This is a genomic window from Halomonas sp. LS-001 (genome assembly GCF_052983955.1).
The window spans coordinates 20,272-32,689 of record NZ_CM129816.1; the positions used below are offsets into that span (position 1 = coordinate 20,272).

Annotated in this window: 12 protein-coding genes and 1 other RNA gene; 7 read left to right on the forward strand and 6 right to left on the reverse strand. The window is 56.5% G+C overall.

Features of this window, described 5'->3' with window-relative positions:
* Nucleotides 1–17: 17 nt before the first annotated feature.
* The 3 genes from ACU6TU_RS00075 to ACU6TU_RS00085 form a co-directional block, all read right to left on the reverse strand.
* Nucleotides 18–650: a 5-formyltetrahydrofolate cyclo-ligase gene (locus ACU6TU_RS00075; protein ID WP_447142576.1), complete on the reverse strand. Its 633-nt coding sequence runs from the start codon at nt 648–650 to the stop codon at nt 18–20.
* 58 nt (nt 651–708) lie between these two features.
* A non-coding RNA gene (gene ssrS / locus ACU6TU_RS00080) (6S RNA) lies at nt 709–891 on the reverse strand.
* A gap of 87 nt (nt 892–978) precedes the next feature.
* Entirely contained in the window at nt 979–1,299 is a 321-nt protein-coding gene (locus ACU6TU_RS00085; RefSeq protein WP_447142577.1) for a cell division protein ZapA, read from the reverse strand.
* Between the two features lie 211 nt (nt 1,300–1,510).
* Here ACU6TU_RS00085 and ACU6TU_RS00090 point away from each other — a divergent pair, with 211 nt between their 5' ends.
* The 4 genes from ACU6TU_RS00090 to ACU6TU_RS00105 all read left to right on the forward strand — a co-directional run bounded on the left by ACU6TU_RS00090 (nt 1,511) and on the right by ACU6TU_RS00105 (nt 6,169).
* Nucleotides 1,511–2,089 (forward strand): UPF0149 family protein, encoded by a 579-nt coding sequence (locus ACU6TU_RS00090; protein WP_447142578.1) that lies wholly within the window; start codon nt 1,511–1,513, stop codon nt 2,087–2,089.
* Nucleotides 2,090–2,184: 95 nt separating this feature from the next.
* Nucleotides 2,185–3,531, forward strand: coding sequence for a Xaa-Pro aminopeptidase (pepP, locus tag ACU6TU_RS00095; protein ID WP_447142579.1), 1,347 nt, complete (start codon nt 2,185–2,187; stop codon nt 3,529–3,531).
* A gap of 120 nt (nt 3,532–3,651) precedes the next feature.
* Nucleotides 3,652–4,902 carry a 2-octaprenyl-6-methoxyphenyl hydroxylase gene (ubiH, locus tag ACU6TU_RS00100; RefSeq protein ID WP_447142580.1) on the forward strand — a complete coding sequence of 417 codons (1,251 nt, stop codon included), beginning with the start codon at nt 3,652–3,654 and terminating at the stop codon, nt 4,900–4,902.
* Between the two features lie 16 nt (nt 4,903–4,918).
* Nucleotides 4,919–6,169 carry a UbiH/UbiF/VisC/COQ6 family ubiquinone biosynthesis hydroxylase gene (locus ACU6TU_RS00105; protein WP_447142581.1) on the forward strand — a complete coding sequence of 417 codons (1,251 nt, stop codon included), beginning with the start codon at nt 4,919–4,921 and terminating at the stop codon, nt 6,167–6,169.
* An 8-nt stretch (nt 6,170–6,177) separates the two neighbouring features.
* On the opposite strand, the gene ACU6TU_RS00110 is transcribed toward ACU6TU_RS00105, so the two are convergent.
* The 3 genes from ACU6TU_RS00110 to gpmI all read right to left on the reverse strand — a co-directional run bounded on the left by ACU6TU_RS00110 (nt 6,178) and on the right by gpmI (nt 10,320).
* Nucleotides 6,178–7,503, reverse strand: a complete 1,326-nt coding sequence (locus ACU6TU_RS00110) for a S41 family peptidase (RefSeq protein WP_447142582.1) — start codon at nt 7,501–7,503, stop codon at nt 6,178–6,180.
* An 87-nt stretch (nt 7,504–7,590) separates the two neighbouring features.
* Entirely contained in the window at nt 7,591–8,745 is a 1,155-nt protein-coding gene (locus ACU6TU_RS00115; RefSeq protein ID WP_447142583.1) for a murein hydrolase activator EnvC family protein, read from the reverse strand.
* Nucleotides 8,746–8,754: 9 nt separating this feature from the next.
* A complete protein-coding gene (gene gpmI / locus ACU6TU_RS00120; protein ID WP_447142584.1) occupies nt 8,755–10,320 on the reverse strand; it encodes a 2,3-bisphosphoglycerate-independent phosphoglycerate mutase in 1,566 nt (521 codons plus the stop codon).
* 195 nt (nt 10,321–10,515) lie between these two features.
* Here gpmI and ACU6TU_RS00125 point away from each other — a divergent pair, with 195 nt between their 5' ends.
* The 3 genes from ACU6TU_RS00125 (at nt 10,516) to ACU6TU_RS00135 (ending at nt 12,369) form a co-directional block, all read left to right on the forward strand.
* Nucleotides 10,516–10,938: a rhodanese-like domain-containing protein gene (locus ACU6TU_RS00125; protein ID WP_447142585.1), complete on the forward strand. Its 423-nt coding sequence runs from the start codon at nt 10,516–10,518 to the stop codon at nt 10,936–10,938.
* A gap of 169 nt (nt 10,939–11,107) precedes the next feature.
* The gene (gene secB / locus ACU6TU_RS00130) at nt 11,108–11,608 is read left to right on the forward strand and encodes a protein-export chaperone SecB (protein WP_447142586.1); all 501 of its coding nucleotides are present in this window, start codon (nt 11,108–11,110) and stop codon (nt 11,606–11,608) included.
* A 5-nt stretch (nt 11,609–11,613) separates the two neighbouring features.
* The gene (locus ACU6TU_RS00135) at nt 11,614–12,369 is read left to right on the forward strand and encodes a 16S rRNA (uracil(1498)-N(3))-methyltransferase (protein WP_447142587.1); all 756 of its coding nucleotides are present in this window, start codon (nt 11,614–11,616) and stop codon (nt 12,367–12,369) included.
* Nucleotides 12,370–12,418 lie beyond the last annotated feature (49 nt).

A 12,418-nucleotide genomic window follows, 5' to 3' on the forward strand; every position in this document is an offset into this window, starting at 1 on the left:
ATAACCGCGTCGTGCGACTAGCCGATGCGGTTATTTGTATGAGCGCGAGGTCGAATCACGTTCTGGTCCGTGACGATAGCGCTTAACGGAATATCCCAGGGTTCAACCGGCAGTGCGTCCACTTCCTGACAGGCGTGAGCTACACCGATCAGGCGCGGGGCAGGTCGACGATGACGAACAAATGCCAGCGTGCGATCATAAAAACCACCGCCCATCCCCATCCGGTTTGCCTGAGCGTCAAAACCCACCAGAGGCACGATCATGGTATCCAGTGCCCAGGGTGGCAGGCGATGACATTTTTTGGCACTGAAGCGCGCGCTAGGTTCCCATATCCGATAGCGGTTCTTCACCATGGGGGTGTCGGTTCGGTAAATGACAAACCAGAGCGAATTTTCTGTGAAAGGCCGCAGAACCGGCAGGTAGACGTTGACGTTACGCTTGTGCAGCCAGGACAGTAAAGGGGTGGGATCTATTTCACCATTGAGAGGTAAATACAGGCTGATACGACGGGCTCGCCGAATGTCAGGAAGCTGCTTGAGCTGACGGCAGAGCTGTTTCGCTGCCAGGCGTTGAGCGTGCGCAGAAAGTGCGCGCCGACGGCGTTTTAATTCGCGTCTCAGGAAAGGCTTGTCATTAGGTGTCGTTGACACATCCGACCGCGTTTGGGCAGAAATTGGCGGGGTAAGCGTCAGGTCATGCATCATTATCAGGTTCCCCAGAGTGCCGCTGTCGTTCTGGCCCTGAACCCAAAGGTTCAGGTGGGTGGCCGCAGCCAGGCCATCAGGCTTTCCGTCACGCGGACATGCACACAGGACTGGCTAGCATTTGGCCCCCTAGGTATTGCGCATAGGCTCAAGGGACGTAAACGACTGGCTAACACCCCAGGAAACATCACTATCCTAACAGAGCCTATCCAGATACCAAAGATTCGATATGCAATTTACGAAACGTTTATTCAATAATACGGTTCTGGTCAGGCTATGATTCGTTCGACCTGTCAGCGGCGTCACGGGTGTTTTTCAATGCGGCTTCCAGCCTCTCGTCCAGGCGCGTGAGATCCGCCTCGTAGCGACGTTGCGCATCCTGCGTCTCCAATAGCTCATTGGTAATATTGAGCGCCGCCATAATGGCAACGCGTTCAGTGCCCAGCACGCTGCTTTGGGAATGAATGCCCTGCATGGCGCGATCCAGATAGCGCGCGACGCGTTCGAGCTTTTTCTCTTCGCCCGTGTCACAGGCAATGGTGTAGTGTCGCCCTAGCAGGGTGATATCCGTGGTGGGACGCTTGGCGTCACTCATTGAAAGCTCCGGCGCGGGCCTGCGTGGGCCCGATGCGTTAATATCACTGCATGGAAACATGCATACAGACTCAACTATAAGGAGCCACCGTTGCAGGGTCAATCGACACGAAGGGTAACGCTTGTCGTCAATTTTCCTGTGGCTCTGTTCTGAAGCGCCTGCTTCCCGTTTTTTTCCGTTTTTTACACGCAAATGCACAATGGATGATGTTATGTCCCTGATTGATGAACGCCACGAATTTTCTGATATCGCCGATGTTTTTCTACTCCACAGCAGTATGCAGTCGCCCGCGTTTCTGGATGGCCGACTATGCGCTCTGCTGGCACTGAAAGATATTCCCGCGTCGGCATGGCTGGAAGAAGTCTGCCTGAGCCTTGGGGTCGATCAGCCGCGCGACCAGGAAAGCGGCGAACGCCTGCTGGGCTGGCGCAAGCAAACACTGGAGGCCTTGAGCGCCAGCGATCTTAACTATGCGCCGTTACTGCCGGATGAGCTGTTTTCTCTGGCGGAGCAGGCTCAAGGGCTAAAGGAATGGGTGCAAGGGTTCAACGAAGTGATTGATGACGTGGTCGATGACACGCTTCGCAAGCGCTGGTCACAGGCATTGCGCGATGCACTTGACGACATGCCCGCGATTGCACAGATCGAAGCGGATATTGAGGATAGCCCGGAAAATGAGAATGACCTTTTTGCCTTGACCGAGCATGTACGCATGGCCGCGATGCTGTTGTACACCGAGCAGCACCCTGGCCAGCCACAGGTTGAGCAGGCAGACGCGCCGGCGCATTAAACGGGCGGTGATTCTCAACACCCTCGAACGCTTTGCTCGGTTGATTCATAAAACGGTTGATTCGCCCGTTTTTTCATAAGGTTACTGGAGATAGCATGCTGCCCGAACTGATCTCGCCACCCTCGCCAATCGCCCCTGAGGTTTATCACGCACGCCGCGCACGGCTCATGCAACGGCTTCCCGCCGATGCGGCTGTGATTCTGCCGGGTGCTTCCCTGGTGACCCGTTCCCGTGATAGTGAATACCCTTTTCGTCAGGACAGCGATTTTTACTATCTCACCGGAATGGTCGAGCCTGATGCATTGCTGTTGCTGTTTCCCGGCGATGGCGAGCAGGATGGCCAGAGTATTATCTTCTGTCAGGATCGTGATCCGACGATGGAGGCCTGGACGGGGCGCCGTCTGGGTGCCGAAGGCGTGATGCGTGAACACGGGGTAGATCAGGCGTTTGAAAACGCCGCGCGTGAGGAGCAGATAAGCGCCTTGCTTAGCGGCCGAGAAGTGCTTTATCTGCCGCTTTCGAACCCTGAGGCTCAATCCCTCGCAGAAGATGCTTACCAGCAGGCACTAGGGGCCCAGCGTCGAGGCCACGCACCGCTGCGTGGCTGGCTGGATATCAGCCCGCTGATTCATGAAATGCGGCTGATCAAAAGCACAGAAGAAATTACCTTGCTGCGTCATGCTGCCGTCATTTCAGCTCGCGCGCACTGCCGTGCGATGCAGACAGCCTCGCCGGGGCTCTTTGAGTACCAGCTGCAGGCGGCCCTGGAGCATGAATTTGTCTGGCAGGGAGGAAGCGGCCCCGCTTACAGCTCCATTGTGGGGGGCGGTGCAAACGCCTGTGTTCTGCACTACATTGAAAATGCGTCGCCGCTCAAGGCGGGGGATCTTGTGCTGATTGATGCAGGGGCAGAATACGGCCTCTACGCGGGGGATATTACCCGCACCTTTCCTGTCTCCGGTGTCTTCACCGAGCCGCAACGAGCGCTTTACCGCATTGTCCTGGAAGCCCAGAAAAAGGCAGTGGCGGCTGTCTGCCCCGGGGTAACACTGAACGCGATCCATCAGGGGGTGGTAAGAGACCTCACTCAAGGCCTGCTTTCACTGGGCCTGCTGGACGGTGACCTTGATACGTGCATTGAAGAGGAAAGCTATCGCCGCTTTTATCTGCACTCCACTTCCCATTGGCTTGGCCTGGATGTTCATGACGTGGGGACGTACCGCCTTGATCCCGAAACACCCCGCCCATTGCAGCCCGGTATGGTGGTTACCATTGAGCCAGGTCTCTACCTTCCTGACGACGAAGATATTCCTGACTGTTATCGCGGTATAGGGATTCGTATTGAAGACGATGTTGTAGTGACGTCACAAGGTCATGAGGTATTGACGGCGGATGTGCCCAAAGAGATAGCAGATATTGAGGCATTAATGGCTAAAAAATAACCAGATATTATTTCTATAATTTTTATTATGTAAATTACATTACGAATTAAATTAATGATTTAAAAGACTATTTTATTATATCGGCTTTTGATCAATGATTAATGGCAAGAGGATGTGACGATGGCGACGCCGGAACACGCGGTCACGCACGATATCGTGATAGTGGGTGGAGGGTTGGTGGGTGCCAGTCTTGGCTGCGCCCTGGCACCACTCATTAAGCAACATGGATTACGGGTGGCCGTCATTGAAGCGACCGCTCTGCCAGATGCTGCTGAGCCGCCTGTCTGGCAGCTCAGTTTCGATGCCCGCGCCAGCGCGATTGCCGAAGGCTCGGCTCAGCGCTTTCGACGTCTGGGCGTATGGGAAGCCATGCAGCAGGAGGCCTCACCCATCCGGCGCATCCATATCAGTGAACGGGGTCGGTTAGGTGCAACACGTCTGAAGGCATCTGATTTAGGGGTCGAAGCCCTGGGGCATGTCATCCCGAACGCCTGGATGGGGCGGGTGCTGCATCATCAATTGAGTGGGTTGCCACTTGAGTGGCATTGCCCTGCGCGTGTTGAGCAGCTGACGCCAGTCTCTACAGGACATCATCTGACGCTTTCAGATGGCAGTGAGCTGGTCGCCGGGCTCACTGTGCTTGCCGATGGAGGGCGCTCCGGGCTCAAAGAGCAACTGGGAATACCCAGCGCTAGCGTTTCCTATCAACAGACCGCATTGATCACCCATGTAGGGGTGAGTCAGCCGCATCAAGGCATTGCCTATGAGCGCTTTACCTCACAAGGCCCCATCGCGTTATTGCCATTACCCGGCAATGCCATGGAGTTGGTATGGACCCACCCAAGCGGCGATGAACAGGCGCGTATGGCACTTTCGGACAGTGACTTTCTCGCCCAACTGCAAACGGCGTTTGGTGACCGCGCCGGGCGATTTACCCGAGTCGGCCGTCGCCATGCGTATCCATTGTCGCTGACCACCGCCGAGGAGCCTATTCGCCCTGGCCTTGTGGTATTGGGCAATGCCGCGCACGCTCTGCACCCCGTTGCGGGTCAGGGGTTTAATCTGGCATTGCGTGGCGTGATGGATCTGGTCGACTCACTGGCGAAAGCATTGGAGGAGAACCGCACTGGCGATGATGTTCACCGGGAGCCGGGTGACGTTCTTGGTGCAATGAAAACGTTGGAAGCCTTCGAGCATCGGCGCGCTCGCGACCGTGCCAATGTCATTCGTTTCAGCGATGGATTGGTCAGGCTGTTTGGATTGGATTGGCCGTTGTTAGGGCATGCGCGTGCTGCGGGTCTGATAGGGTTGAATCTGGTGGGGCCGCTGCGCCGCAGCTTGGCTCGCCGTGCCATGGGTATCGAACGCTGACCGGGAGGTTGAACCGATGATAGAGACACGAAATAAACAGGTTGCGGTCTTTGATGTCGTGGTGGTGGGCGGTGGCATGGTGGGCGCGAGCTTGAGTGCGTTGCTGGCGAATGCGGGCATGCAGGTAGCCCTGGTAGAAGCCAAGGCCAAACCGTTAATGTCCGTTGAGCGTAATGACCGTTTAGAGCCTGCGCCGCGTGTCAGCGCGCTAACGCCGGTATCACAGCGTCTTCTGACTCACTTGCAGGCCTGGCCTGCCATGCAGCTGGGGCGTGTGACGCCTTATTCGGCCATGCACGTGTGGGACAGTGAAGGCAGCGGGGATATCCGCTTTTCGGCAGACCAGGCGGGAGTGGCGGTGCTGGGGCATATCGTCGAAAACGATGTAACGCTGGCCGCACTCAATCAACAGCTGGAACATCAGCCTGGCATGACTCGCTTTGACGGGGTGAAGGTTGAGGCATTGCAGACGACAGCCTCCCAGCGCTATCTGGTGCTAAGCGATGGCCGACAGCTACAGGCGCCACTGGTCGTGGCTGCTGATGGCGCGCGTTCAACGCTGCGGGAGATGGCGGAAATCGATATCCACGAAGATGATATGGGGCATAGCGCTGTCGTCACCACGGTGCGTTGTGAAAAACCTCACGGCAATACGGCAAGGCAGGTGTTTGTTGAAGGGCAGCCCTTGGCATTTTTGCCATTAACGGTAGGGGATGACGATCATTACTGCTCGATTGTCTGGTCAGTGCCGCCAGAAAAGGCAAGCGAACTTTGCGCATTAACCGCCGAGGCGCTGGGGCAGGCGCTGGAAGAAGCCTTCGAGCAGCGTCTGGGGCGTGTGGAAGTGCTGGATAACGCTTACAGTTTTCCACTGGTCCAGCGTCATGCGAGTCATTATGTGTTGCCGAACTTTGCCCTGGTGGGCGATGCGGCACACAGCATTCATCCACTGGCAGGCCAGGGCGTGAACCTTGGGCTGATGGATGCAGCGGTATTGGCGGAAGAAGTAGTGGCTGCCTGGCAGCGGGGTGCCCCCTGGGGCGATGAGCGCATTCTGCGCCGCTATGAGCGTCGTCGCCGCACCGATAACACTGCTATGTTGGCGCTAATGAAAGGCTTTAAGACGCTCTTTAATGCTCAGCATCCAGCGCTGGTGCTGGCACGTAATATGGGCATGAGCCATATGAATCATGTGTTGCCATTAAAACGTATCATGATGCGCCAGGCGACAGGCGAACGAGGTCGCCTGCCAGCCAGCTGCCGTTAATGCCGCCACTAACGGCGGCGATCAACCACGTTCAAGGCCTTCAGTAAGTTCAGCGCTTCGCTTAGCTGGTAATCATCGAGCAAGCGTTGGGAGGCCTCCTGCCTTTCACGGACTTCATTCTGTGAGCGAAGGTGGCCTTCAAGGTCAGCCTCTCGCACCTGGCGGCGGCTTTCAGCAACTTCCAGGCGACCGCGCACCACTTCCACGTCCGGGCTGATACCCTGGGCCTGAATGGAACGCCCATTGGGCGTGTAATAAAGCGCCGTGGTCAGTTTCAGCCCTTCGCCATTACCCAGCGGCATGATCTGCTGCACGGAGCCTTTGCCGAAGCTATCAGTACCCATAATTACGCCGCGCCGCTGATCCTGAATGGCACCCGCGACAATTTCAGCTGCCGAGGCGCTGCCGCTGTTGATCAGGACTACTAACGGGACATCCGCTGCGGGTGTCGCGGAAGACGCCGAGAATGACATCTGGGTGTTGGCCAAACGTCCTTCCGTATACACCACCAGACCGTCGTCCAGGAACAGGTCGGCAATATCCACCGCACTTTGCAGAATGCCGCCAGGGTTGTTGCGTAAATCAAGCACCAAGCCTTCCAGTGATTCCTCACGAGCCATCTGCTGAAGTGCCTGGCGGGCCTGTTGCGCCGTGCGTGACTGGAACTGGCTGATGCGTAAATAGCCGTAACCCGGCTCGAGGAGCTCATGTTTCACGCTCTCGTTGCGAATGATTTCACGGGTCAGTGTGATATCTCTCGGCGTGTCTTCGCCTGCGCGGAGTATGCCAAGAGTTAACTCGGTGTCTGGCTCGCCACGCATCAGATTGACGGCTTCCTGCAGCGACATGTTCTCGGTGGGAGTGCCATTAATGCTGATCAGTACATCCCGTGACATCAGCCCCGCGCGTGAGGCGGGCGTGTCATCAATCGGCGTGATAATGGTCAACTGGCCATTATCCATGCCGACTTCAATCCCGATGCCACCAAACTCGCCCTGTGTTGATTCTCTCAGGCTGGCGAACTCTTCTTCATCGAGATAGGCCGAGTGAGGGTCCAGCTCGCTGAGCATGCCGCGCATGGCGTTGCGTAACAGGGTACGGTCATCCACTTCATCCACGTAGGCAAGCTTGATGCGTTCGAAGACTTCGGCGAATGTCTGAATTTCTTCAAGAGGGAGGTCATCAAAGCTACCGCTACTGAATTCATTATTACCATTGGCAAGTTGCGGGCTCTGTGCCAGCGATATTGCCGGAGCGGCCAGCAGCGCAACGGGAATAAGCACAGCCAGTACCCGCTTGACGGGGGCCGTTACCACCTTTACTGATAGCGTCATGATGACTCCGCAAAGCGATGGGCAGTTACGCTGCCGGATGAATGTTGAGCACGGCGAATATGACAATACATTAACAGGCTTATCCCGTCAGCGTCGCGCAATCCATTGTTCAGGGTTGGTGGGTTCGCCGCGTTGACGAACTTCGAAATAAAGCCCTGCCTGAGACTGCCCGCCACTGTTACCCACGCGACCTATTTCATCACCTCGCTGAACCGCCTGGCCGGTGGTGACACTGAAGCGCTGCAGATGCGCATAAAGCGTCATGATATGGTCACCATGGTCAATAATCAGCAGGTTGCCGAAACCGCGCATCCAGTCCGAGAACACCACGCGGCCCTGGTGAACGGCAGTTACTGGCGCGCCTGCATTTGCCTGAATCATGATACCTTCGCGGTGAACGCCTCGGTCCTGGTGGAAGCCTTGCTGCAGATTGCCTTGTACCGGCCAGGGTAGCTCCCCCTGGGTCTGGCGGAAATGGGTACTCGGTGACGGCTTGGAAAGACGCACCATTTCCTCACGAATGCGCTGCAATGTGCGGCGGGCTTCTTCGCGCTCAGCTTCAAGCGCCGCCAGACGTTCTTCTTCTGTCTGGTGGCGTGCATCCAGTTCAGCCACCAGATCCTGGCGTTGAGACGTACGCTTGGCAAGCTGTTCACGCTGTTCTTCCAGCTCATCCGCCAGAGTATCCAGGCGTGTCTGGTGGGTTTGTAACTCGGTGGCGGTACTGGCAAGTGCGCTATCAAGTTCAGCAATCGCCGCAATACGTTGCCTGCGCGCTTGCCCCAGGCGGTTCAGGTAGGCCTGCATCCGGTCAAGCTGGGCGGGGTCTTCCTGATTAAGCAATAATTTGACCTGGAGCGTCGGCCCAAGCCGGTGAAGGGCGACGAGCTGCTCACTAAGCGCAGCCGATTGAAGGCGACGTTCTTCCTGCAGCTGTTCGCGTTGCTGGCGCAGTTGACCCGCCTGTTCATCAAGGTCGCTTTTCTCACCGTTGAGCGCATCCAGCCGTTGATGGGTCTCTGCCAGCTCGGTTTCGATCGCCTGTAGTTCGCGAGCGACCTGTTCGCGCTCGGAACCGGTAGCGGTCAAGCGTTTGGCAACGGCTTCAATCTTCTGGCCAATGCTTTCCAGTAGTCGTCGAGCGCCGGATTCGCTTTCTTCCTGCCCCAGGGCTGGCATGGCCAGCCCGATGCAGAATGCAAAGCCAAGTACAATAAAACCAGGTGCAATAAAACCCCTCATGGCGATCTCTCAGTCCAGCGAGATCAGCGGCGTTCCCGTCATGGCGTCGGGTGCAGGCTGATCCATCAGCGTAAGTAAAGTCGGGGCGAGGTCGCAGAGCCGTCCATCGCTCAGTTTTCCCGTGCGTTTGCCAACGTAAATGAGCGGCACCACAAAAGTGGTATGCGCCGTCTGCGGCGCACCGGTTTCCGGGTGAACCATCTGTTCGGCGTTGCCATGGTCGGCAGTGATCAGGCAGGCGCCATTGGCTCGTTCCATGGCATCCACGACGCGGCCGACACATTCATCCACGGTTTCGATGGCTTTAACGGCGGCCGAGAAATCTCCTGTATGGCCCACCATGTCACCATTGGCGTAGTTGCAGATGATCAGGTCAAAGTGGCCGTCGTCGATGGCCTCGACCAGCTTATCTGTAATTTCCCGGGCGCTCATCTCCGGTTTTTCATCGTAGGTACGTACATCCTGCGGGGAAGGCAGCAATATGCGTGTTTCACCGTCGAACTCGTCTTCACGGCCACCGGAAAAGAAGAAAGTGACGTGAGGGTATTTTTCCGTTTCGGCGATACGTAGCTGTTTAAGCCCGCGCTTGGCAACCACTTCGCCTAATGTATCGTTGAGATCCGACGGTGGAAACGCGGTGGGAGCTGGAATGTCAGCCGCGTAGCGGGTCATCATGACCATTCCGTCGCCCGCCAGTTTCGGGCAGGCGCGGCGCTCAAAACCGGCAAAATCAGGCTCGGCGAAAGCGCGCGTCAGCTCGCGAGCGCGATCGGCACGGAAGTTGGCAAAAATAGCCGCATCCCCGTCGCTAATGGTGACCGGCTGATCGCTGATGCGAACACTGGTGGCTGAAACAAACTCGTCGGTTTCGCCACGTGCATAAGCATCGCGCAGAGCGTCTTCTGCATTCACGGCAGTGAAATCAGCGCGGCCCTCTGTCAGTAATTCGTAAGCCTGGCTTACCCGCTCCCAGCGGTTGTCGCGGTCCATGGCGTAAAAGCGTCCGATAACCGAGGCAACAAAGCCGTTATCGGGGCCAACCAGTTCCGCTAGCCGGGCATTGGCAAGTTCGATGGACGGCAACGCACTTTCCGGTGGCATGTCGCGACCATCCAGAAAAGCATGAATATAAATGTTTTTGGCACCACGTCGTGCGGCAAGTTCGGCGAGCGCCAGAAAGTGGTTTTCATGGCTGTGGACACCGCCGGGAGATAACAGTCCAATCAGGTGCACAGGACGTTGATTGGCCACGGCGTCGTCGATCGGCTGGGTCAGTGCCGGATTGGTATCCAGGTCGCCGTCTTCAATGGCTTTGGTGATACGGGTGAAATCCTGATACACGATGCGACCTGCGCCAATATTCATGTGACCCACTTCTGAATTACCCATTTGTCCGTCGGGTAAGCCAACATGGCGGCCATCGGTGTGCACAAAGGCATGGGGGTGTTTTGACCAGAGCGCGTCCATGACGGGCGTGTTGGCGGCGGCGACCGCATTATGCTGGCTATCGGGATTGTGGCCGTAGCCATCCAGAATGATCAGCGCAACAGGGCGCGGGGTACTAGACGTGTTCATGAAAACCTCTTGATTGCCGAATGCAGTAACCCGTTCGGGGTCGCGACTCACTCACTCTTCGGGCATCATAGCGCAGGCAGTGCGGGTCCGTCATGATATCGACCTGCGCGCAAGTGTATGTGGCGTGTATACTGTGGCGTTTAAACGGCGGCAGTGCCGCTTTATTTCTGCATTGACCAAGAGATTGTGAACGCGATGATCGATCAGCTGTTCGAATTCGTAACAAACCACCCATTGTTGGTGGGAGCGTTTTTACTCGTGTTAGTTGCCTGGCTTGTTTACGAGATGCGTAACGCTTCCAATAATGGCGTAACGTCTACCGAGGCTACGCAGCTTATCAACCGTAAAGATGCGGTCGTACTGGACCTGCGCGAGAGCAAGGACTATAAAACCGGCCATATTGCGGGTGCACTCAATATTCCGCAAAGCAACCTCGACAGTCGCATGAACGAACTGGAAAAGCACAAGAGCAAGCCGGTCATCGTTGTGTGCAAGCACGGCCAGAGTTCAGGCGCTGTTCAGGCGAAGTTGGCAAAAGCCGGATTTGAGCACGCAGTGAAGCTTAAAGGTGGCATGACGCAGTGGCAGTCAGATGGCTTGCCAATGGTCAGAAAGTAACCGGTTATCAACCCTCCCGTTGGTAACGTGACGCATGCACTGATCGATGATAGTGATAACGTTCTGTGACATGTAGTCTGTGAGATTTAGTCTTTTAGATATAGCCCGTGACATATAGCTGTGACATGTGATCAGTTATCGACCCAACTTAAATGATAAGGAGTTTCCCATGGCGGAAGACAACACGAATCAGGCAGCTGGCGCTCAGGCGGCAGATAAGCCGCAGCTTCAATTCTCGCTGCAGCGTATTTACGTTAAAGATATTTCGTTTGAAGCCCCCAACTCACCTGAGGTGTTCAAGCAGCCGTTTAAGCCGAAAGTCAATCTTGACCTGAATACCACAAGTAACAAGGTGTCTGACGACCAGTACGAAGTTGTCGTTAAAGTCACCGCTCAGGTCAATGACAACGAAAGCGGCACAACGTCCTTCCTGGTGGAAGTTGAGCAGGCCGGCCTGTTCCGCATCTCCGGAATTGAAGGCGCACAGCTTGACCAGACATTGGGCGCCTTCTGCCCGAACCTGCTGTTCCCGTATGCTCGTGAGTGCGTGGATAGCCTGGTTAACCGCGGTGGTTTCCCGCCGCTGATGCTGGCGCCGGTCAACTTCGAAGCCATGTATGCCCAGCGCAAACAGCGTGAAGCGCAGCAGGCGCAGGGCGAGCAAGCCTGATCAGCATGAACGCAGCGCAGTGGTCTGCTGAGCATGGCAAAATGCCGCGAATTTACGTGCCGGCATCTCTGGTGGATGGTGAAACCCTCATCTTACCGGAGGGGCCGGCACGCCACCTTACCCGGGTTCTGCGTATGCAGCCGGGAGCGCCGCTGGTGCTTTTTGATGGTGCTGGACATGAAGCCGGTGTGCGCCTTGCTGAGGTGTCGCGCAAGCAGGTGACGGTGACAGTGGAAGCGCTGTGGCCGGGCCAGGGTGAGTCGCCGTTGATGATTCATCTTGGCCAGGCGGTCTCCAAAGGGGATCGCATGGATTATGCGATTCAGAAAGCGGTAGAGTTAGGCGTGACCGCGATCACGCCTCTCTATACAGCGCGTACCGAGGTGCGTCTGAAAAGCGAGCGGGAAAACCGCAAACATGCTCACTGGCAGGCTGTTGCTGCCAGTGCCAGCGAGCAGTGCGGGCGTGCTGTTGTGCCCACGGTCTATCCTCCGCAACCGCTAGACGCCTGGCTTGAGCAGCGCGATGAGGACTTGCGCCTGATGCTGCATCTGGCAACAGACAACCCTTTTCAGCAGGCTCAAAAACCCACCACGGTGGCACTCCTGATTGGCCCGGAAGGCGGGTTAACACCAGACGATATTCATGCGGCCGAAAGTGCCCATTTCGCCCCCCTGACACTGGGTCCGCGTGTTCTACGTACAGAAACCGCACCGGTTGTGGCCCTGTCATTGCTGCAGCATCACTTTGGTGATCTGTAGGGCTTACATTTGCCTGACGCGAACAGGTGAATGGGGCATCTCTTTTTGG

Bases quoted from the DNA above. Each gene is read 5' to 3' on its own strand.
- ubiH (WP_447142580.1), top strand. From the start codon at position 3,652: ATGGCGACGCCGGAACACGCGGTCACGCACGATATCGTGATAGTGGGT.
- pepP (WP_447142579.1), top strand. From the start codon at position 2,185: ATGCTGCCCGAACTGATCTCGCCACCCTCGCCAATCGCCCCTGAGGTT.
- secB (WP_447142586.1), top strand. From the start codon at position 11,108: ATGGCGGAAGACAACACGAATCAGGCAGCTGGCGCTCAGGCGGCAGAT.
- ACU6TU_RS00115 (WP_447142583.1), bottom strand. From the start codon at position 8,745: ATGAGGGGTTTTATTGCACCTGGTTTTATTGTACTTGGCTTTGCATTC.
- ACU6TU_RS00135 (WP_447142587.1), top strand. From the start codon at position 11,614: ATGAACGCAGCGCAGTGGTCTGCTGAGCATGGCAAAATGCCGCGAATT.
- ACU6TU_RS00110 (WP_447142582.1), bottom strand. From the start codon at position 7,503: ATGACGCTATCAGTAAAGGTGGTAACGGCCCCCGTCAAGCGGGTACTG.
- ACU6TU_RS00105 (WP_447142581.1), top strand. From the start codon at position 4,919: ATGATAGAGACACGAAATAAACAGGTTGCGGTCTTTGATGTCGTGGTG.
- ACU6TU_RS00085 (WP_447142577.1), bottom strand. From the start codon at position 1,299: ATGAGTGACGCCAAGCGTCCCACCACGGATATCACCCTGCTAGGGCGA.
- gpmI (WP_447142584.1), bottom strand. From the start codon at position 10,320: ATGAACACGTCTAGTACCCCGCGCCCTGTTGCGCTGATCATTCTGGAT.
- ACU6TU_RS00090 (WP_447142578.1), top strand. From the start codon at position 1,511: ATGTCCCTGATTGATGAACGCCACGAATTTTCTGATATCGCCGATGTT.
- ACU6TU_RS00125 (WP_447142585.1), top strand. From the start codon at position 10,516: ATGATCGATCAGCTGTTCGAATTCGTAACAAACCACCCATTGTTGGTG.